Origin of the sequence: Flaviaestuariibacter amylovorans (assembly GCF_039541815.1) — a bacterium.
Classification (GTDB): Bacteria; Bacteroidota; Bacteroidia; order Chitinophagales; family Chitinophagaceae; genus Flavisolibacter; species Flavisolibacter amylovorans.
This window is the reverse complement of the sequence record NZ_BAABGY010000014.1, coordinates 159954-181478: the sequence shown is the minus strand read 5'-3', so window position 1 is coordinate 181478 and position 21525 is coordinate 159954. Positions and strand designations below refer to the sequence as shown.

Sequence of the window (21525 nt, the reverse complement as noted above, 5' to 3'; positions counted from 1 at the left end):
TTGAGACAGTTTTTCAAATAGATACGTCCACTGCTGAATATGTCACTTAAGTCGCTCTAATCCTGCTGAACCTGGTTACGACAATCAGTCCCAGCAGGCATCCTCATAAGTGCGCAGGACCGCGTCCTGCAAATCAATCCTCAATGCCTTTCACTCAAGACGATCTTTTTGTCTTAGCGGGTGCAGTTGGAATACTAAAAAAATCAGCTGGTTGTATGGGCAAAAGGTGCCTAAAATTGCTACCGGTCAAATCCAATCAAAGATAGCCCAACCCCAAACCAGTAGGTGGAGGGGGCACTGTGCTCGCCAAAACGTACGCGTCCGAAGCCCTTACTGTAGCGCGCTTTCATATTGACGAAAAAGTCTGGATTATGGCGGTTCGATAGGACCTTATAAGAAAGATCCAGCCCGGGTTGAAGAAGGTAGAAGTAGTTTGTGGCTATCCTTTTGGGTACTTCACGCTCGCCATAGCGCGATCGGACTTTCTGTGTTTGCGAGTTGTCTCTTAAGGTGGCCATTGCAAAGCCATTGGTCAGATTGATCCCCAGCCTGAAGTATTTGTTTTGCCAAAGGTCGTACTGGTTGATCCAGCCGGCTTCCAAATATTGAAGTCGTGGTTCTTTGATGGAAAAGCCGAATGTATCGGAGACTGCTTTTCCGCTGCCAGAGAGCGTCAATCCTGTGGCCCAGCGCAGACGGGGATAAAACTTGAATTCGAGCCCGCCGCCCCATAACTCGTGGCCCAGCACCTTGGCATTTAGTGCATAAAAGTCAAAACTCAGCTCCTTTCTGTGAGTTGCTGCAGCTTGTGCTATTGTTGCGTACGTCATCGAATCTGCAGTCAACCGCAACTGCTTGGCAGTAAAGGCGTGGATTGGCTCATCGGGGGACATGCTGAAGTGCCGCTCCCAGTCTTTACCTACGCAGTGGATATAGCGGACTAAAGGTGACAACTCATCTGCCCTGTAATAGCTACCCTCGTAGAGCCGCAAAGGACTGCAATTTTTTTGTTCAAATCCCCAGATGCTGTCTTTGAAAACAAGACGTACTTCTCCGCTCCGGAATTTAATTTTTACCTTGCCAGTAGCCGCAGGATTGATTCTTTGAATGTTTTCATTACAGGCGGTATCAGCCAGCCGCCATGAGGCATGTAGTTGCCGCTCATAGGAAGCTTTCGACATTTGCACAAAGTTTGGAGAGCAAGCCCAGAGAAGCCCAAAGACTGGCAGAATTCTTCTCATGATGAAGTTTTTTAGTTGGATGGTTTTCCCACGGCAAGATTATTAAAACTGAAAACCAACACTTACCATCGGCAATGCTTTTTCTTCCTTCGAATACGACAATGTGCCCACGAGCACAAACCGCCGGATCGGGGCGATCCAAAGGCCACCGCCGTATCCTGTATGCCAACGGCGCGAAGACTCATCGTCCGCCCACACCCGACCCACGTCGTGAAAGGCGACTACCCCTATTGACGTCGAAAAGATATATGTGGGAAACTCGATCAGCTTCAAACGCAGCTCTGTGTTATTGAACATCATGCCTCTTCCCGCAAAGCGTTCGCGGCGGTAGCCCCTCAGGTTTTCCGTTCCGCTGAGGTACTGCGCCTGTTGAAATTCAAAGTGCCCGAAATTGCGGGCCATTCCGAAGCGGGTTGCCAAAACCAGCTTCGTCTGCGGCACAAAGCTCATAAAAATGCGCAGGTCCAGGCCTGCCTGCAGCAGCGGTTTACTGGGCGCATTTAACCCCCAGAGCTGGCGCGCATAGGCGCTGATCAGGGCGCCCCGCGTAGGTACTGCGGCATTGTTCCGGGAGTTGATGTCGAGCCGGCCTTCCAGGCCCGCATACCATTTATCTTGAAAAAGGACAGCCGAGTCGGCGCTCTTTAATCCGGCATCGGTTACGAGCTTGCCGTTATTTTCATTTCTACTTGTTGAAAGGAACTGTACCGTCGGCCCCAATCCGACCCGCATCCAAGACTGTAGCTGCTTACCGAGCAGGAGCGAAAGATTGCCTGCGTTGTAATGGGTCCGGAAGTAGCCAATGCCCTTGCTTTTGTCGAATGCCGTGTTGTTCCCGATGCCGAAGAAGTTGGTGACGTAGTCGGGGCCCTTGAAGTCGGCCCGCACATTGATGTCGTAGGACTTCAGCACCTTTACATAGTCGCTTTCGTAGCGGAAACGGAAGGACCCGGTGCCAAATGCCTTCTCCATACGCAGGGATTGCCTCATGCTATACGGATTTCTGCGAAACCCCTGTTTGAAATAATCAAGCTGCAAGCTGACCAGAACGCCATCATCCCGGTTGTAGGCTGCAAAGACGCCGGGGTCGATGTAGTTGTACCGGAAGCCGAAACGATTGTACCGGTTTACCTCAGGATCGGAAATAAAATGACGGTCAAGGCTCGCCGTGTCGCCCCAAACCCGATTGGGCTCGAAGCTTGCATCGTAGAGCTTGACGTTTGAGCCGTCTCCCCGCACTTCGAAAACATCCTTTCCCGCGCCTCCGATGATGCGCACAAGGATAGGGGTCCGGCCGCCGGCAATGACCACGCTGTCATCGTTCTCAAGCGCGTAAATGCGAAGTTCCCTGGTGATATCCGGATCAAAGGTGCGATCGTAAAATGGCGTGGCAACGGGAATTACCATGCTGGTTGCGGTCACCCGCACCCGGCCGTCCTGCATCCGGGCAATCAAAAAAAAGTCTTTCTGGTCGCTGCCCAGCACATCCACCTGTCGCGACAGAAAGCGATAGTAGGCCATCATTTCGTTTCGGAAGTATGCTTTACGTTTTTTGAGCGTACGGCTGATTTCCGATGCGCGGAACTTTCTGATTTCAACCGGTTGCTGCAGGAGCGCGGCATCGATGATTTCGTCAGTCAGGCGATTGATGAAGGTGTCGGTTTCCTGCTGCCAATCCTGCGCAGAAAGGCTGTTGAGGTAAAAGCGGTCGAAATTGCGGGCTGTCCGGTTAAATGTCTTGATGTTTTGAGCCCTGGGGCCGAAGCCCTGCGTTTCCGGCATGAACCAGGGCTGGCGTAGAAAGGCGGCCAGCAGGCCCTGATTTTCAAAGAAGGCCTGATCATGGTCGCGTGGGATGGGGAAATAGGTTTTCCGCCCGCCCGAATCCCGGACGGCCCACCGGAACTGCGCTTCGTGCCGGTCGAAGTCCATCACAAAATTATCCATCAGCCTTGCGCGTAGTACCGCCCGTTGATCTACCTGGTTGCTGTTGTCTGCCCTTAGCCTCGTTATCAAATCGTCGCTCCCGATTGTTTTTCCGGCGCTCACAGGCTCCCGTTCTTCAAGGATCGCCAGTGAATTTTTAAAACCGGTTCTAAAACGGTCCAGGCGCGGATCATCCGGCACAAACACCAGCTTTCTTCGGACGGTGGGTATGCCTACCGCTTTTTCCAGCACCGGCACGCTTAAAGAAGCATAGGGGTATACGCCGGAAACGCCCCTGTTCAGCGTTTTATTCTGCAATTCGGTTCGCAGGTCGGAGGGAATGGCCGCCGGCGGAAAGCGTTCAATATAGCGAAGCACCCATTCCTTGCCGCTTTTATCGGCTAGTGTCAGCGTTTTGGTTTGCTGGCTTCCTTGCTGCCGCACCGGTTTCAAGCCACCCGCTTCCCCGCCCAGGTCCAGTGTCGGCACACCGACGGGCTCCTTCCACTCCCTGCGGTAGTTTTTGCCCCACAGGAAATTGCGGATGCGCCCTTCGTTCATTGTACTGCTTGCCGGCACCTGCACGGCACCCATAACGGGCAATAAGGTGTCCATTGCCGCTTTGGGTGTTATGGGCACGATCGTTTTGAGCTCGCGCGCGTATAAGGGCGCGCTCATGTCGGAGCTTTCCAGCGTATGATATTTCACCTCCACTTTCCCGCTTTTGCGAACCTCCAGAACCGAGAAGCCGTAATCCAAAGTCGAGAACAAGAGCTCCTTGCCCTTGCGCAGGCGGGTTAATTTGGCAGCGGAACCACTGACGATGTAAGGAATACTATCCTTCATGATGAGCTGGAGGCTGTGCTCATGGCCCGCAACGGCGATCGGATTGGGATGGTCTTTCAGCACTTGCTCGATCTCGTTGATCATCGTCCGGTAAAGCGGGTGATAACTGTCCTGCAGGCTTCCAAACAGTCCGCGCGCAAGCGGATACACCGAACCCAGGATGGGAAGGGGTACATAAAATCCTTTGATGGCGTCAGCAAAGGGGAAGAGATGCTGTTTCAGGCTGTAGGCCCCGCCATGAACCCCAAACGTATACATAGGGTGGTGCATGACCAGAACCAATAGTTGATTGGGATGCGACTCTGCGATCTGGCGAAGCTCGGCGGTAAACTCTTCAATACTTCTGGCCTCGCAGGAAGACTCTGCCCCTGGCTTGTCATGAATGTGCAAAAACCATTGGGAGTCCATCATAACCAGCAGTACTTTTTCATTCAGTTCCACCGGCACCGGGCCAGGACATCCGTTCAGAGGCCAGGCGCGCACGTTGGGCGCCTGCAGGGAATTGATATAATTCACCTGGTTGAGCACCCGTTCCCAGCCCCCGATTTTGCCCCCCTTCCAGTCATGATTGCCCGGTACAAAAAAAGCTTTCCCCTTTTTTCCCCTGACTAACCCGATCTGGTAGTCGATCACCTTGCGGGTATAGGCATATTCAGCACTTCCTTCGTCGGGCATGCCATCGGGATAAATGTTGTCGCCCAGAAACAGGGCCACGTTCTTTTCATCGTTCCAATTCACGTTCTTGGCAAGCCAGTCAAGCACGGGCTGCCGGTTGTCTTTTAGCTCGCCGGCATCGCCGATAAGGAACAGTCGTTGCACGATGCTATCGGTTTGAGCGTACGGGAAAAGGGAAACGAGCAAAAGAGGTAGTAAGTAAATGAGTCTCATCGCGGAAAACTTTAGAAGCCGAATGGAAATGGAAAGGACAGCTGTGCCTTAGGGCAGGCAAGCATTTTTTGTGCCACCCCTGGGCATGGTATAGGTACCTGCCTTGCGATACCTTTATCGAATGCGCAATTCTATTTTTCGTGGATTCATGAGCAGCGCCATTGTGTTAGCGTTGCTTCTTTCCTGTGGTGACGGCCATTCAAGCCCGGAATCCCAGGCTGACCATAAGCGGGGAGCGGCGGACGGGAAAACGGCTAAAGCTCAGGCCGGGGTGCTTATCGCACACTACCTGCGCATTAAAGATGGCCTGATCAAAGGGGACGGACATCTGGCTGCAGCGGGAGCTAGCGCTATACTCTCGGACCTGGAAGAAAAAAACGTGGCATCTTCTTCGGAGCAGGAGGGAACTGCATCGCTGCGCGTTCGGGAAAGCATTAAAGACATGGCAAGCCACCTGGTTTCGACCGCCGGCAACATCAATCATCAGCGCGAACATTTCAGAAGACTGAGCCAGGATATACATTTCTTAGCCACATCTTTTGGATTCTATAACCCATTATATGTACACCGCTGTCCGCAGGGAACTGACAAACTGGATCTGCTTTGGCTTTCTGAGCAAAAAGACGCCGCGAGCCCATATACCGGAAAGCCAGAGCCAAGCTGCAGCAGCGCGCCCGAAATAATCAGGTGATTCATCAAGTTATTATTGGAAGGCTTCTATGATACCTTTTGCAGCCGCAAAATCCCCCAGGCGCACGAAATCAGTTTCGGGGCGCCGGAGTTCCTCTATGTACAGTGCCATATCGCAATGTCCAAAATTTGCGAGCGCGTATGTGTAGGTCGAATCCCGCCACCTTTTAAGAAAACTCATGAACTCGCTTTCAGAGGAGGGCGCGATCAGTACGATTACTTGTGCCAGGTCGAATCCAAGCTCCTTCAGCTTTTGTTCCACCTGGGTCCTTTGCAGTTCAGCTTCCTGAAGGGTCATGTCCTTTTTTACCGTGCTGCTGCTTTTTCCATGCCACGTCCATAATCGTTATAGGTCCTCTTGTAGCGGCGCCGATTTCTTAACCTCAATGCGTCTCCAGGTGGCTTGGTTGTTGCAATCACCTATTCAAAACAGTTTATATGGAAAATAGAAATCAGAATGCTGGTCAGGGAGCTGCAGGTCAGAACTTATCCGGAAATCAGGCAGGAACCGAGCAGCACAAGCACGCTGAGCATCATCCCGAGCAGGAGCACCATCAGCACAAGGAGCACCATGCCGGCTTCGATCCCAACCAGCCGGAGCAGCACGCGGAGCCGGAACATCACCAGCATCCGGAACACCATAAAGAACAGGAGCACCACCGCGGAAATCAGTAATCTCTGAAGCCTCTGACAGGCCTGTCCGGTGGACAGGCTTTTTTTATAGGTACGTGGACCGCTTTTTGATAGCCTACCGTAAAAATAACGGTCATGCAGAACCAAAATCCAACCCACCACCACTCTGGTCATCCGCACAGTGATCTGATCAATACTCTATTGGAATGCGCCCAGGCCTGCGAACGGTGCATGTCTGCCTGCCTGGATGAAAGTGACGTCACGCCCATGGCGCACTGCATTGAACTGAACCGCGATTGTGCCGAAGTGTGTTTCCTTGGTGCCAGGCTCTTGTTACGGGACTCGGAGGTCGCGCATCAATACCTGCTGGTGTGCGAGGAAGCCTGCCGCTTGTGTGCGGAGGAATGCAGCCTGCACGGTCACGAACATTGCAAGCGCTGCGCCGAGGCCTGCCGTCGCTGCCAGGAGGCTTGCCACCAACATCACGGTAAGGCACATCTTTCCTGACACCTGTCAAAGGCAGTAGCGAAGATTAGCAGAAACCGTATCTATGAGTGGAAATCACAGCGCTGTCCAATCTGCGGGCGGGCGGAATAAGAAAAACCTCGTTACCGTACTGGCCCTCAGTGGGTTCTACCTGGTAGCGGAGGTGATCGGCGGTATAATGACGAAAAGCCTCGCCCTGCTCGCCGACGCGGCACATATGCTTACCGATGTAGGCGGGTTGGCACTTGCATTAATCGCCATCAAGCTGGGAGAGCGGCCGGCCAGCCCGCAAAAAACCTACGGTTTCTACCGGGCCGAGATTCTCGCCGCCCTGGCAAACGCGGTCATTCTACTGGTTGTTTCTCTTTACGTGCTTTACGAAGCATACCAGCGGTTTCGGAATCCTCCCGAGGTGCAGAGCAAAACGATGCTTGTCGTTGCCGCTATTGGACTGCTGGTAAATCTGGTCGGCATGGCCATCCTCCGGAAGGGATCCGGAGAAAGCCTGAACATGAAAGGGGCCTACTTTGAGGTCCTGTCGGATATGCTGACCTCTATTGGCGTCATCATTGCCGGGGTCATTATGCTGACTACCGGTTGGTACTATGCCGATCCGCTCATTTCGGCTGGTATCGGCTTGTTCATCTTTCCCAGAACATGGCGTCTGCTCAAGGAGGCAACCGGGGTACTGCTCGAGGGAACTCCGGCTGAGGTGAATGTGGACGAGGTGCGCAAGGCGATGCTTGCCGTTCCGGGCGTCGGGGGCGTGCATGACCTGCACATATGGTCACTGACAACAGGGGTCAACGCACTCAGCGCACATGTCGTGGTGGAAGCGCCCCTCAGCTCTAACGACCTCCTGCAGCTTGTTTCCAAGGCAGTGCTGGATAACTTCAAGATCAGCCACACCACCATTCAGCTGGAGTTTCCCGGATACGAGGAAAAAGAAACGCATCTCTGACAGCAATGACGCTTGTCAGCACCACTTAGCTCAACAGGTCTGAATTGTTCAGGTAGGTGGGATCAGGCGAATAAATAAACAGAGCGGTTCCGTCTTTGATTTCGCTGATGATCCGACGGTAGTCGTCCATGGGAACGGCCGGGCAACCTTGGCTACGGCCCATATAGGCGGAGGATACGCGGCCCGCGTTTACATAATCGGCGCCATGCACGACAATGGCCCGGCTTTCGGCGTTATCGTTAAAGCCCTTTTCCAGGCCGCTAAGACGCAGAGACATACCATGCTTCCCGGTGTAGGTGCCTTTTGTCAGGTAGAATCCCAGGCTGCTCTTCTCAGAGCCGATCACGTTTGAAAAGTCATTTGCCATATCTACACCGCTGTTCTTTGCATGCGACACAAAGGTGTTTTCCAGCAATTGCATGTTCTTCGTATCCAGCAAGTAGAGTCGCTTTTTCCGCGATGACTGACTGAAGTCGACAATAGTCAGAAGGTCGGAGTTTTTCAGCGCGCCTTGCTCCTGCAGTTTCAGGTACCCTTTCACGGCAGCCTCGAGTGTAGGCATTTTCAGGCCCTTTCCCTCCAACCGAAGGGTGGTAAAAAGGGTCGTGCTCAGGCTGCCAACCTCTGCATCATGATCGTGCGTTTTCGCAACATCGGCCGGGTTGCTTACAGCGGTTGAAGCTGACTCCACGACGGGCGCTTTTCGGTTTTCGGGCTTATTAACGAATGAAAAAGAAATCGCAGCAACGGACAGGATAGAAGAAAAGATGAGTATTGGATTTTTCATGGATATCAAAGGTTTGGATTAGAATGCAAAGGTCGTTTATTGAATCAGCAAAGGCTGTTAGCGTTTCGATAAGAGCGCGATAATGCAGCCATCTTAATGGTTGCTTAACATCTCTACAGGTCCAAAATCGTCATATCCTCAGCTTTGTTATGGGAGAGCTAAAAAAATACCCGCTGCGCTACGTAGTCGGTTTTTTGCAGCAGTTTTGTAAATTTTCATTTCAGACAGAAAAGTGCATTGCCCTACTTTTGTCTCCTATCAGAAATGAGGCACCTCCTGTTCATACTCAGCTTTCTTGTGCTCGGATTGAGCTGTCTGCCCTGTGCGGATATACCGTCCATGGGCAATGATGGTATTGAAGTCAGCAAGGCTAGCCGAGAGGATGCAGGCAAGCATGATGCAGACATCTGCAACCCATTTTGTACCTGTGCCTGTTGCGGCCTCATCAAGACAAATGTAAAGGGAGCGACCTTTGAAATTGCTTCAGTGCCTTTCGTTTCCTCCTTTATCGACAGCTACCAATCCGAGCCCCTGCTCACCGTAGCCTTACCCATTTGGCAACCGCCGCAGTTACTTTCCTGAATCACATCGCTATTTAGACATCCTGTCGTCATTGCAGACGTCACGGGCAAAAAATCCGTTCATTGCGTCGGTAATGTCCAATACACGTCATTTCGCGACCAGCGCTACACGCGCCGGTCTGCCACATGCGGATGATCCGGGTGCCTTTTGGCCGCAGAAGCTCATAGTGCTCGCGGCTGTCAATTCCCTATCACATAATCCAGAATCGCAGAAATGCTAAATAGACTAATCGAATTTTCGATCAAGAACAAGCTCGTTGTCGGCATCTTTTCTCTAGCGTTGATGATCTGGGGCATCTTCTCACTCCGGCAGCTTCCGATCGATGCCGTGCCAGATATTACCAATAATCAGGTCCAGATCATCACTACAAGCCCTTCGCTGGCCTCCCAGGAGGTAGAGCAGTTTATTTCCTATCCCATAGAGCAAACGATGGCGACCATTCCTAATGTTCAGGAAATTCGCTCCATCTCCCGTTTTGGCCTCTCCGTAGTAACCGTCGTGTTCCAGGACAACGCGGACATTTACTGGGCACGCACCCAGGTTGCCGAGCGATTGACAGCGGCGCGGAACAATATCCCTCCAGGCGTCGGAGAACCGGAAATGTCCCCAATCTCCAGCGGTCTCGGGGAGATTTACCAATTTGTCGTCAAGCCAAAGAAGGGGTACGAAAGCAAATACGGGCCGATGGAACTCCGGACTGTTTTGGACTGGATCATCCGCCGGCAGTTGTTGGGTACCCCTGGTATCGCCGAGGTGAACAGTTTTGGCGGTTTTTTAAAGCAGTATGAAATCGGTCTGAATACGGACCGACTGCGGAGCTATAATATTTCCATTTCGGAAATATTCGAGGCGTTGGAGAAGAACAACCAGAACACCGGCGGCTCCTACATCGATAAAAAGCCCAATGCCTATTTTATCCGCAGCGAGGGGCTCATCTCCTCTATCAGTGACATTGAAAAGATTGTCATCAAAAACTCGGAGGGAGGTATCCCCGTAACGATCCGGGATGTCGCCAATGTGCGCCTCGGAACGGCGAACCGGTATGGCGCCCTCACACGCGATGACAAGGAGGCCGTCGGCGGTATCGTAATGATGCTGAAAGGAAGCAACTCCAACGAAGTGGTCGGTCGGGTAAAAGAGAAGATCGAGCAGATCCGGAAATCACTGCCCGAGGGCGTGGAGATCGAGCCCTTTTTGGATCGCAGCGAGTTTGTTGGCCGTGCCATCAGCACCGTGAAGACGAACCTCATCGAAGGGGCCCTCATCGTAATTTTCGTGCTCGTGTTGTTCCTGGGCAACCTGCGCGCTGGACTCATCGTAGCTTCCGTAATTCCGCTGGCGATGCTCTTCGCCATCTCGCTCATGAACGTATTTGGCGTGTCGGGCAACCTGATGAGTCTCGGCGCAATTGACTTCGGGTTGATCGTTGATGGGGCTGTCATCATTGTGGAAGCCACCATGCATCACCTGGGATTACAAAACAAAGGAAGGCGGCTGACCCAGGCGGAGATGGATGACGAGGTTTATACCTCTGCGTCTAAGATCCGGAATAGTGCGGCATTTGGCGAAATCATCATACTGATCGTATATCTGCCCATCCTTGCCCTGGTGGGAATCGAAGGCAAAATGTTCCGTCCAATGGCGCAGACAGTAGCGTTTGCGATCCTCGGCGCATTCATCTTATCGCTTACCTATGTTCCGATGATGAGCGCGCTTTTTTTAAGCAAAAACACGACCCATAAGCGGAACTTATCGGACCGTATGATGGACCGTATCCACCGCGCCTACGAGCCACTGATAAAAGGAGCACTACGGCTTAAAAAAACAGTGGTGCTTATTACCCTGGCACTGTTTGCCGCCGCGCTCGCCATTTTCTCATTCCTGGGAGGTGAATTCATTCCGACCCTGGAAGAAGGAGACTTCGCGGTGGAAACACGCCTGCTTACCGGAAGCTCGCTTAGTCAAACGATTGAGAAAGTCACACAGGCGGCCACGATTTTAAAGAAGGAGTTTCCCGAAGTGCGCGAAGTAGTCGGAAAGATCGGTGCGTCGGAAATCCCCACCGACCCGATGCCGATTGAGGCCTGTGACCTGACCATCATCCTCAAGCCCAAAAAGGAATGGACCAGCGCTAAAACCCGCGAGGAGCTGGCAGAGAAAATGCAAGAAGCGTTGGAGGCAATCCCAGGCGTGAACTTCGGTTTCTCCCAGCCGATCCAGCTGCGCTTCAACGAGCTGATCTCCGGGGTGCGGCAGGATGTCGGTATTAAGATCTTCGGCGAAGACCTGCAGGTGCTGACCGAACTCTCCCGTAAAATCGGGGCTTTGGTTCCGGGTGTTGCCGGGGCTGAAGACTTATATGTGGAGCAGGCCGGCGGACTTCCACAAATCTCCATCAAGCTGAACCGCGACCGCATCGCACAGTACGGCCTCAATGTCGCCGACATCAACCAGGCGATCAATTCTGCCTTTGCAGGCGGAGTAGCCGGGACCGTATTTGAAGGCGAGCGCCGCTTTGACCTCGTGGTTCGCCTCGAGGAAGCGCAACGCCAGAGCATTGAAGATGTGCGACGCCTCTTTGTCACCACTTCGACCGGCCTGCAGATTCCCCTGGAACAGGTGGCCGATGTTGTATTGCAAGTCGGACCCAACCAGGTCCAGCGGGAACAAGCCCAGCGCCGGATCATAGTGGGCTTCAATGTCCGCGGGCGGGATATTGCTTCGGTCGTAGGAGAAATTCAGGAAAAAATTGACCGGCAGGTGAAAATGCCGCCGGGCTACTACATTACCTACGGAGGCCAGTTCAAAAACCTCGAGGAAGCAAACAAACGTCTGTCGGTAGCTGTACCGGTTGCCCTCGGCCTTATTCTGTTGCTCCTGTATTTCACCTTCGGGTCATTCAAGTACTCGCTGCTCATTTTTACGGCCATCCCGATGTCGGCCATAGGCGGGGTCTTTGCTTTGTGGCTGCGGGGCATGCCCTTCAGTATCTCAGCCGGCGTTGGCTTCATCGCCTTGTTCGGTGTCGCGGTGCTCAATGGCATTGTTCTTATTACAGAGTTTAACCGCTTAAAGGCTGAAGGTATGTCAGATACGAACGAGATCATTTTGAAAGGAACGGCAGTTCGCCTGCGGCCGGTGCTGATGACTGCGTCCGTCGCTTCGTTAGGCTTCCTGCCCATGGCCCTGTCCGGAGGTGCCGGCGGCGAGGTTCAAAAGCCGCTGGCCACCGTAGTCATCGGTGGTTTGGTGACCGCAACCCTGCTGACCCTGATTGTCCTGCCGGTGCTGTACACTTATTTCGAGAAGATCGGCAAGAAAAAGCGGAAGAAAGGTGGCATGCCTCCCTCCGCGTTGGCGGCCGGGTTGACCATTGTTTTCGTAACCGCTACACTGGCTGCGGGTGCCCAGAGCACCGTTCCGGGAACAACACCGATCAACCTGCAAACAGCTATTTCGAGGTCTTACCAGGTCAACCCGGGCAGCCGCGCCGCCAATCTAGGTGTTGAATACCAACAAGCGCTCAGCGGAACCGTGCGCGACTTCGGCCGCACGAATATCAACCTGACACTCGGGCAGTACAATAGTCCCGTTTGGTATGACAATAACATCACCATCACCCAGGATATTCCCAATCCTGTGTATTTGAAACGTGCGGCTGAGTTGGCACAGGCGAATATTGCCGCAAGCCGTACGCAGCTGCGGGTGTACCAGTCGCAAGTGGCTTACCAGGTAAAGACGGTTTACTACCAGCTCCTTTACCGGCAGGAGCAGCGTAAGCTGGCCCAAGAGCTTATCCGGTTGTATGAGCGGGTTTACCGCGCAGCGGACATTCGCTTCCGGACGGGTGAAACCAATATTTTGGAACGGTACAATGCCAATGCGCAATTGGAGGAAGGGCGCTCACAACTCCTGCAAACAGAGGAGTATATCCGTTCCGGTCTCGGACAGCTTCGCTGGTTTACGGGGGATAGTTCGATCGCCGGGATTGAGGATACTTCCTTCCGGGAGAAGCCGGTGACGCTTTCGATGGACAGTGCCGTGCTGGCCAACAGTCCGGAGCTCGCTGCACTCAGAAGTCAGATCGACGTCGCTTCCCGCGAGGTCCGGGTAGAACGCAGCCGCCTGCTGCCAGATTTTTCCGTCGGGTATTTCAACCAATCGCTGGTGGGCACCCATGAAAAAAACGGGGTAGAGCGTTATTATGGCGTCGGTAGCCGTTTTCAAGGCATTGAGGCAGGCATCAGCATCCCGCTATTTTCCAAAGCGCAACGGCAACGCGTACGTGCCGCGGAGATCAATCAGCAGATACGGCAGGCAGAGGTGCAGTCTTTTTACTTTGGGTTAGTACAAAGAGGGAACCTCCTTCTTTCAGAGCTGCGCCGGTTGCGTATTCAGCTTGACTACTACCGGAACACGGCACTACCGCAGGCTAACCTGCTCATCAGCACCTCGCAAAAAGCCTTCGAGGCCGGGGAGGTCGATTATTATCAACTATCGCAGTCTTTGAATAACGCCAACTCCGTGCGGCGGCAATACCTGGATGTGATCAATCAGTATAACCAGGTCGCCATCGAACTGGAACTCATTTCTGGACTTTAATTCTATTCAACATATGTTTACCTCATTCCATAAAGTATTTATTGTGGCTGCGTTTCTTCTGACAGCCTGCGGAACTAAAAAAGCCGAAGAAGCACCTGCCGAGGAAGAAGCTCATGACCCAAACGTCGTCGAGCTGACCTCGGAACAGTATAAAATGTCGGGTGTTCAGGTGGGACAGATCCTAAGCATCAATCTCAGTAATTACATAAAAGCAAATGGGACGATCGATGCGCCGCCACAAATGCATGTCAGCATCACCTCCCCTTACGGCGGGATCATCAAATCCACCACTGCACTTGAGGGAAAGTTTATCGGCAAAGGCCAGGTAGTAGCTACACTCGAAAACCCGGAGTTTATCCAGATCCAGCAGGATTACTTAGAGAGCAGCAGCCAACTAACCTATCTGAGCCAGGATCTGAAGCGCCAGGAAGAACTTGTTCGGGAGCATATTGCCGCTGCCAAGTCGCTCCAGCGGGCGCGCAGTGAATACAACACGATGGTGGCCCGGGTTGAAGGCCTACGATCTCAGCTTCGTTTGATCGGGATCAGCCCTGCTAGTGTACGATCGGGTAAGTTCACCTCTCGAGTAAGCATTACTGCACCGATTGGAGGATACGTCACACATGTTTTGTCCAATGTCGGGAAGTTTGTGAGCGCCAATGAGGTGATTGCAGATATGGTGAATACCAACGATTTGCACGCGGAAATCAAAGTATTCGAAAAGGACATCGTACGGGTTCAAAAAGGACAACGAATTCGGTTCCGCGCAACCGGCGACAGCATCGAGCGCAATGCGGAGGTATACCTAATCGGGAAGGATATTGGCGCCGACCGCACGGTGGATGTCCACGGGCACCTGACCATGCCGCCCCGGAACTTATTGCCCGGGATGTTCATCAGTGCGGTGATCGAAACCGGAGCTGCAGCAACGCCTGCTGTACCTGCCGAGGCGGTCGTGCAAGCAGGTGGTAAGTCTTATATATTCATTTTAGAGGAGGGCACAGCGGAAAAGCATGAGGAAGGCAAGAAAGAGGAAGCCGGTCATGCTGGTGAAGGCAAAGAAGGGGAAGGGGAGGGAAAAGAGGAGGGACCACATTATACGTTCCGGCGTGTTGAAATAGTCGCGGGCGTTACCGAGAATGGTTACACGGCCATCACCCTGCCCGAAAGTTTCAAGGCAGGTGCAAAGATCGTCTTTAAAGGCGCGTACGACCTTCTTTCCAAAATGAACAACTCCGAAGAAGAGGGCGGACACTAAGGCAAGACTGGCACTAATGGCCGGCAAGACGACTGAAAGGTGGAACAGTAATTTTATTGGTTCATGACTTTCGGCTGATCAATACACTAAAATGGCGCAACTCTTAAGCGGAACGATACTGATTGCTCTCCTGCATGCCTTGATCCCCAATCACTGGCTTCCCTTGATCGCAATTGCCCGAACGGAACAATGGACAGTTCGCAGCCTTTTGAAAACGGCTTTTCTCTCTTCTGCGGCGCATGTCCTCGGTACCGTTCTGTTAGGCATCCTTCTGGGAAAGGTTAGCGGTGAGCTCGCATCACGGTTCGAAGATTATGTTCACGTTTTCGGGTCGCTCATTTTGGTTGTCTTTGGCATTTACTATTTTTTTTCGAAACACCGTCACGCTGGTTACCATAAAACACCGTCGGATACAAAGCGGTCGCAATTTCGCTGGTTGCTCTTCTTTTCAACCATTATGTTCTTTTCACCCTGCCTTGAAGTACAAAGCCTCTTTATCTCTGCCGGCGTGTATGGAATGAACAACACGCTGCTGATGGCGGCTTTCTATGGCGTAATCAGCGTGAGCGGGATAATGCTGCTTGTTTTTCTGACTTTCCGGGGGGTGCGACTTATCGACATGCACATCCTGGAACGTTTTGAAAAGCAGATCACCGGCTCTGTACTGGTCATCGTCGGGATACTAACATTTTTCATTCATTAAAAATTTTGTCATGAATACGCACGAACACGAAGCACCTGCCAATAAAGACGATCAGGGCGATGCCAATGAAGCTCCGATCCGCAGCATGTTTATGCCCCAGGAGCAGAAAGACGCCGGCAGTGGCGCGCATCAGCACAGTGCTGATGACGGACATGATCATGATCATGGTGGACATGCATCAGGAGCTGCTCCTTCCGCCTGGAAGGAGCATTGGGACCTGCTGACCGCCCTTGCCATCCTGGTAGTGCTTCTCGTTCTGGAATACGGCTTCAAGTACGAGCTGCCGAAATGGCCATCGTTGGCTGTAAATACAATAGCGTACCTCCTGGCAGGCTGGAAGGTGCTCCGTCTGGCCTTCCGCAAAGCGATCCGGGGTGATTTTTTCAACGAGTTCGTGCTGATGAGCGTAGCCACGCTGGGAGCGTTCGTGATTGGCGAATACACTGAGGGCGTGGCCGTGATGGTATTTTACACCATTGGAGAATGGTTTCAGGATGCGGCAGTGCGCAGGGCCAAGGCCAGTATCAAGGCACTCCTTGATATCCGGCCTGAGTCCGTCACGGTCCTTCGGAACGGTGCTTCGGAGGAAGTACATCCTTCGGCGGTAACACCGGGTGAGCTGATACAGGTAAAGCCGGGCGAAAAAGTAGCCCTGGACGGTGAGCTGGCTTCGGAAAGCGCTTCTTTCAATACCGCAGCCCTCACCGGCGAAAGCAAACCCGATACGAAGTACAAGGGGGAGGCAGTATTGGCTGGCATGGTGAACCTGAATACCGTCGCAGAAGTAAAAGTCAGCGCCTTGTTCAAGGACAGTAAGCTGAGCCGGATCCTGGAAATGGTTCAGGATGCAACAGCGCGTAAATCGCAGACCCAGTTATTTATTTCCCGCTTCGCAAAGGTGTACACACCCATTGTATTCGCGCTTGCCTTTCTCCTGGTAGCGGTTCCTGCGCTTTTCGTCGAGAACTACGAGTTCTATACCTGGTTTTACCGTGCGCTTGTGTTCCTGGTAATCAGTTGCCCGTGCGCCCTCGTAGTATCCATCCCCTTAGGATATTTTGGTGGCATTGGCCTGGCAAGCCGCAACGGTATCCTTTTTAAGGGTGGTAATTTTCTAGACGTGATGACTAAAGTTGATACCGTTGTCATGGATAAGACCGGGACGCTTACCAAGGGTGTGTTCCGGGTGCAGCAGGTCGTACCGGTTGGATTGGAAGCAAATGAACTGGTTTTGATTACTGCAGCCCTGGAGCGCAATTCCACGCACCCTGTAGGCCGGGCAGTTGTAGAATACGCAGGCAAGAGCGCAAGCGGACCCCGTGTGGAAGCCGTTGAGGAAATCGCCGGGCATGGGTTGAAAGGGCGCGTGGACGGAAAAGATGTGCTGGCAGGCAACCTGAAATTGATGAAAAAGTTTGCTGTCCCCTATCCGGAAGAAGTGGCGCAGGTAACGGACACGATAGTTGTGACGGCTGTCAACGGCACCTACGCCGGTTATATTACAATTGCCGACGAAATAAAGGAGGATGCTGCCGATGCGGTCCGGAATATGCATAGCCTGGGCATCAAGACCGTAATGCTTTCCGGCGATAAGCAGTCTGTCGTGGATGTGGTATCAGCAAAAATCGGGATCGATGAGGCATATGGTGACTTGCTTCCGGATGGAAAGGTGGCAAAAGTACAGGCGCTGAAGGAGCAGGGCCGGCATATTGCGTTTGTAGGCGACGGGGTCAACGACGCCCCGGTGGTGGCGCTCGCAGATGCCGGGATCGCCATGGGCGGGTTAGGAAGTGACGCCACCATCGAGACGGCAGATGTGGTGATACAAAATGATCAGCCTTCCAAAATAGTTTCAGCGATTCGCATCGGAAAAATCACGCGACGCATTGTTTGGCAGAACATCATTCTGGCAATGGCAGTGAAAGTGATTGTGCTCATTTTGGGAGCGGGTGGAGTAGCGACACTCTGGGAAGCCGTGATCGCCGATGTTGGCGTGGCTCTTTTGGCCATCCTCAATGCCGTCCGCATCCAAAAAATGAACGTATAGAATTTCTTGTCTTGCAGGCAATTTTCGGCAAGATCAGTACGATGAAAGGAAAAACAATAATAGCGCTGATATTGATTTTGGTATGCCTGGATCAGGCTATCAAACTCTATGTCAAAACCAATTTTTATTATAGCGAGCAACGAGTCGTTTTTGATTGGTTCCGCATTCATTTTATTGAAAACCCTGGGATGGCCTGGGGTTTGAAACTAGGTAAAGGTGATCTGGGGAAATTGGCGCTGACACTTTTCCGCCTGATTGCCGTGATCTGGGGATGCTTTTATATCCGGCGGATCATTCAGCAGAAATACCATCGGGGTTTTGTCGTCAGCGTAGGTTTTATTTTTGCCGGAGCGCTGGGAAATTTGCTTGATAGTCTCTTCTATGGGCTAATCTTCGAAAAAAGCGATCCGTCCACACAAAACATTGCACAGGCATTCAGCCCTGGAGGCGGGTATGCAGGTTTCATGTATGGCCATGTGGTTGACATGTGGTACTTTCCTTTCATTCAAACGACCCTCCCCAAATGGGTGCCGTTTTGGGGAGGCGATTATTTTGAATTCTTTTCCCCTGTTTTCAACACCGCCGATGTTTGGGTGTCTGTTGGTGTCATTACGCTATTGCTCTTTCGACGAAATAAACAATAAATACTGGCAAGAATGAATTACGACGTCATAATTATCGGTTCGGGTCCAGGTGGCTACGTCTGTGCCATCCGCTGCGGCCAGTTAGGACTGAAAACGGCCCTGATCGAAAAATACGATGCTCTGGGTGGCACTTGCCTGAATGTAGGTTGTATTCCTTCAAAGGCAATGTTGGAGAGCAGCGAGCATTACCACAACGCCAAAGAGAAATTTTCAGCGCATGGGATCCATCTCGACAACCTGCAAATCAGCCTCTCAGAGATGATTGCGCACAAAGCCGATGTAGTCAAAAAAACGGGCGATGGTGTCAAGTACCTGATGCGCAAGAACAAAGTGGACGTATATTATGGCGTTGGCTCCTTTCTCTCGGCAAACAAGGTTCGGGTGACGGCTAACGATGGAAAAGAAACTGATTTGGAAACAATACGCGTAGTGATTGCAACAGGGTCCAAGCCTTCATCACTGCCCGGCGTGACGATTGATAAAAAGCGCATTATTTCTTCTACCGAAGCGCTGGCGTTGCAGGAAATTCCGAAGCACCTGATCGTCATTGGCGGCGGGGTTATCGGCATGGAACTCGGCTCGGTGTATGCCCGCATCGGTGCTAAGGTCACCGTTGTCGAATACATGGACCAGATTCTTAGCACGATGGACAAGGCCTTGGGAAAGGAATTGCAAAAACCGCTTTCCAAACTGGGATTTACGTTTCATTTCAATCATAAAGTCACTGGAGCAACCAACCATGGCGATAAGGTAGTGGTGACGGCCGAAAATAAGGCAGGTGAAACCGTTTCGTTTGAAGGCGATTACTGCCTCATGGCCATCGGCAGAAAGCCCTACACTGCCGGATTAAACATAGAATCCATTGGTATAGCCACTGAAAAAGGTGGACGGATTGCGGTAGATGAAAATTTCAGAACCAGTGTGGAGAATATCTATGCCATTGGCGATGTGGTTCGCGGACCTATGCTTGCCCATAAAGCGTCTGAAGAAGGCGTGTACGTGGCGGAACAGTTCGCGCGGAAGCACCCACACATTAACTACCGCTCCATTCCCAACATTGTTTATACCTGGCCTGAGGTCGCAAGTGTGGGGCATACTGAAGAGGAACTTATAGCAAATGGTATCGAATATAAATCCGGTTCCTTCCCTATCCTGGCTAATGCCCGCGCGCGCATGAATATGGACACCGACGGCTTTATTAAGGTGCTCGTTCACGGTCAGACCGATGAGATTTTAGGCATACACATGATTGGCCCCCGCGCAGCCGATATTGTCGGTGAAGCTGCGCTTGCTGTGAATGACCGTTGTACGGCCGATGGTCTTTCTAAAGTAGTGCATGGACATCCGACTTTTTATGAAAGCCTGAAGGAAGCATGCCTCGCCGCAACGGGAAAAGGCGCTATTCATTTCTGAACAGGAACAGCTTGAGACAGAGGGACTTTTATTTGGACGTCTTACTTGGCCGACGTACAATTGCGATTGCCGCAGTAATGAAGCCAGGTAAAGAAATGTAGAGCGGCATCCATTGACGGATGCTCCGGCACGTAAGTCGAAAGGTAGCATCTGAGCGGCACTTAGGCTCTTCTTAACAGAACGCCGCAGGCATTTTGCCTACCTTCAAGAACAAAAGTTATGAAAATGAACAGACTGAATTGCTGGAAATGTGTGGCGCTGTTGGCTTCTCTTTATGCAATGACCCATACCTTGATTTCTTAAACTCTATTCGATCCGTTTGTAGTTAGCGGTGTTTTCTGAAATCGCTTCTTTGTCGTGGTAAAGTCTGAAGATTGTGCCATCATGGATGTCCTGCAGGTGTCCCAGGTGCTCTTCGTAGGTAGCCATATGTACTTTCGTAATCATCTGGCACGCGGAATCACCTTGCGGGCGTTTTTTAATAAAACATACTTTATGCGTAACGGTGTAAAGGCTTTGTTGGACGCTTTGGGTTTTCACTTCAATAGTATCCCGGGTGATCCCGTAAGGAGAAGACACCTCAATAGCATAAACACCTGCAATATTTACAGGCGTCTCCTTTGGTTTGTCTTTGCACCCGACAATGAGCAGAAAGATGGTGGGAAGATGAATAAAGCGCATGTTCAAAGGTAGGAAAACGCGGCGCTATCGTTCAAAGGCTGCCGGCGAGACTTACTTTATTTTTCGATATCCTCCCTGCTCGTTCAGGTAGCGCCGGTTGTCGTAGTTTATCAGAAAGACGGTTCCGTCGTCAATATCCTGTAAGGTGGCGGAGTGCTTTTCGAAGATGGCGATATGCCGTTCCACGCGGTAATTGCGTTGATGTTGAAGGTCATGGGCGTTCGGTTGAAACTCCACTTTATGCGTGACCTCGTACGTAGTTTCGCCCGCCTTGCGAACCACTTCAATGGTATCAGACGTGACGCCATACCGGGTCTTAACGCCTAATACATAGGTGCCTGAAACATCTGGCGGATTCGATTCGTCCTGAAGCTGGCATCCAGAGAGAAGAAAAACCGAGGCCAACAAATACGACTGCCGGGTTTGAGCAGGAAAGGATCCGGATTTCAAATAGAAAAGTACGTCATATGACCAAATTCGTCGTGGCATGTATCTCTTTAACAATCATTTCTTGTACCAATGGTTCGAACCCGTCAGAGGCGGAAACCAGTGCTCCGGATGTGGCCCGGTCGACCACTGAGTCATCCACCGCCCCGGCGGTAAGTAAGCCTGCGATAAATCAGCGCGATCTGGAAGAATATAAGGCGGACCTGCACCGGATTGTGGAACGGCTAAGCCGGCAATTAAGCGAAGTGCCGCTGACAGGGGTGGCTGAGTCTGATTTATCCAAGCTCTTGATCATCGACTTTTTCAGTGCCCTTGAACTGTGCCGCCTCCAACAGAAGCGCGGTATTCATGAAGAATTTCGAAAGCTGGCCCAAAACGAAGCCCATTTTTTTGAGGGCGCCGAAGATTATTTCCACGAATACCAGCTCAGCCATGTCGGGGCTTACCGGCCACCCCAAAAAGGCAAGCGCTACCCGGTAAAACACATCGTCATCCCCGAGCAAACCGATATGGATGGTGCTTTTATCGCGGTGCTGGCAGAGTACAATGATCAAACAGCCCGACTCCTTCGTGATTTTCTGCCCAAACTGAAAGACACCGCTATGAAACGGAAGGTGAACGAAATTCTGCAGCACCTCCTACAGACGAACCGCGATTTGAAGTCCGTTAAGGAGGCCTAGAGTCGTCAGA

General features: G+C 52.0%; 18 protein-coding genes. 11 read left to right on the top strand and 7 right to left on the bottom strand.

Going from position 1 to position 21525, the window contains the following annotated elements; translation table 11 throughout:
* Positions 1-239: 239 nt before the first annotated feature.
* Both ABD937_RS19585 and ABD937_RS19580 read right to left on the bottom strand, forming a co-directional pair.
* Positions 240-1241 carry a hypothetical protein gene (locus tag ABD937_RS19585; protein WP_345257589.1) on the bottom strand — a complete coding sequence of 334 codons (1002 nt, stop codon included), beginning with the start codon at positions 1239-1241 and terminating at the stop codon, positions 240-242.
* Between the two features lie 42 nt (positions 1242-1283).
* The gene (locus ABD937_RS19580) at positions 1284-4832 is read right to left on the bottom strand and encodes a metallophosphoesterase (RefSeq protein WP_345257587.1); all 3549 of its coding nucleotides are present in this window, start codon (positions 4830-4832) and stop codon (positions 1284-1286) included.
* Between the two features lie 190 nt (positions 4833-5022).
* Here ABD937_RS19580 and ABD937_RS19575 point away from each other — a divergent pair, with 190 nt between their 5' ends.
* Complete coding sequence (locus tag ABD937_RS19575) at positions 5023-5592, top strand: DUF3347 domain-containing protein (RefSeq protein ID WP_345257586.1); 570 nt, start codon at positions 5023-5025, stop codon at positions 5590-5592.
* Between the two features lie 12 nt (positions 5593-5604).
* Here the strand turns inward: ABD937_RS19575 and ABD937_RS19570 are convergent, their stop codons facing one another.
* Both ABD937_RS19570 and ABD937_RS19565 read right to left on the bottom strand, forming a co-directional pair.
* Positions 5605-5889, bottom strand: coding sequence for a hypothetical protein (locus tag ABD937_RS19570; RefSeq protein ID WP_345257585.1), 285 nt, complete (start codon positions 5887-5889; stop codon positions 5605-5607).
* 188 nt (positions 5890-6077) lie between these two features.
* Positions 6078-6398, bottom strand: coding sequence for a hypothetical protein (locus ABD937_RS19565; protein WP_345257584.1), 321 nt, complete (start codon positions 6396-6398; stop codon positions 6078-6080).
* Here ABD937_RS19565 and ABD937_RS23955 point away from each other — a divergent pair.
* Complete coding sequence (locus tag ABD937_RS23955) at positions 6360-6731, top strand: four-helix bundle copper-binding protein (protein ID WP_484489539.1); 372 nt, start codon at positions 6360-6362, stop codon at positions 6729-6731. The genes ABD937_RS19565 and ABD937_RS23955 overlap by 39 nt on opposite strands.
* A 43-nt stretch (positions 6732-6774) precedes the next feature.
* Positions 6775-7671 carry a cation diffusion facilitator family transporter gene (locus ABD937_RS19555; RefSeq protein WP_345257581.1) on the top strand — a complete coding sequence of 299 codons (897 nt, stop codon included), beginning with the start codon at positions 6775-6777 and terminating at the stop codon, positions 7669-7671.
* A 25-nt stretch (positions 7672-7696) separates the two neighbouring features.
* On the opposite strand, the gene ABD937_RS19550 is transcribed toward ABD937_RS19555, so the two are convergent.
* Positions 7697-8458, bottom strand: a complete 762-nt coding sequence (locus ABD937_RS19550; protein WP_345257580.1) for a murein L,D-transpeptidase catalytic domain family protein — start codon at positions 8456-8458, stop codon at positions 7697-7699.
* 264 nt (positions 8459-8722) lie between these two features.
* Here ABD937_RS19550 and ABD937_RS23930 point away from each other — a divergent pair, with 264 nt between their 5' ends.
* The 7 genes from ABD937_RS23930 (at position 8723) to lpdA (ending at position 19707) form a co-directional block, all read left to right on the top strand.
* Positions 8723-9040 (top strand): DUF6660 family protein, encoded by a 318-nt coding sequence (locus ABD937_RS23930; protein ID WP_425185815.1) that lies wholly within the window; start codon positions 8723-8725, stop codon positions 9038-9040.
* 213 nt (positions 9041-9253) lie between these two features.
* Complete coding sequence (locus ABD937_RS19545; protein WP_345257579.1) at positions 9254-13642, top strand: CusA/CzcA family heavy metal efflux RND transporter; 4389 nt, start codon at positions 9254-9256, stop codon at positions 13640-13642.
* A 13-nt stretch (positions 13643-13655) separates the two neighbouring features.
* Positions 13656-14900, top strand: a complete 1245-nt coding sequence (locus ABD937_RS19540) for an efflux RND transporter periplasmic adaptor subunit (RefSeq protein WP_345257577.1) — start codon at positions 13656-13658, stop codon at positions 14898-14900.
* Positions 14901-14991: 91 nt separating this feature from the next.
* On the top strand, positions 14992-15603 hold the full coding sequence (locus tag ABD937_RS19535; RefSeq protein WP_345257576.1) for a hypothetical protein: 612 nt from the start codon (positions 14992-14994) through the stop codon (positions 15601-15603).
* Between the two features lie 10 nt (positions 15604-15613).
* Positions 15614-17650, top strand: coding sequence for a heavy metal translocating P-type ATPase (locus ABD937_RS19530; RefSeq protein ID WP_345257575.1), 2037 nt, complete (start codon positions 15614-15616; stop codon positions 17648-17650).
* A 41-nt stretch (positions 17651-17691) separates the two neighbouring features.
* Positions 17692-18294, top strand: coding sequence for a lipoprotein signal peptidase (locus tag ABD937_RS19525; protein WP_345257574.1), 603 nt, complete (start codon positions 17692-17694; stop codon positions 18292-18294).
* Positions 18295-18306: 12 nt separating this feature from the next.
* Positions 18307-19707, top strand: a complete 1401-nt coding sequence (lpdA, locus tag ABD937_RS19520; RefSeq protein ID WP_345257573.1) for a dihydrolipoyl dehydrogenase — start codon at positions 18307-18309, stop codon at positions 19705-19707.
* A 306-nt stretch (positions 19708-20013) separates the two neighbouring features.
* Here the strand turns inward: lpdA and ABD937_RS19515 are convergent, their stop codons facing one another.
* Both ABD937_RS19515 and ABD937_RS19510 read right to left on the bottom strand, forming a co-directional pair.
* The gene (locus tag ABD937_RS19515; protein ID WP_345257572.1) at positions 20014-20388 is read right to left on the bottom strand and encodes a hypothetical protein; all 375 of its coding nucleotides are present in this window, start codon (positions 20386-20388) and stop codon (positions 20014-20016) included.
* A gap of 51 nt (positions 20389-20439) precedes the next feature.
* A complete protein-coding gene (locus ABD937_RS19510; RefSeq protein WP_345257571.1) occupies positions 20440-20838 on the bottom strand; it encodes a hypothetical protein in 399 nt (132 codons plus the stop codon).
* 17 nt (positions 20839-20855) lie between these two features.
* Between ABD937_RS19510 and ABD937_RS19505 the strand changes: the two genes are divergently transcribed.
* Positions 20856-21515, top strand: coding sequence for a hypothetical protein (locus ABD937_RS19505; RefSeq protein ID WP_345257570.1), 660 nt, complete (start codon positions 20856-20858; stop codon positions 21513-21515).
* The last annotated feature ends 10 nt before the right edge of the window (positions 21516-21525 follow it).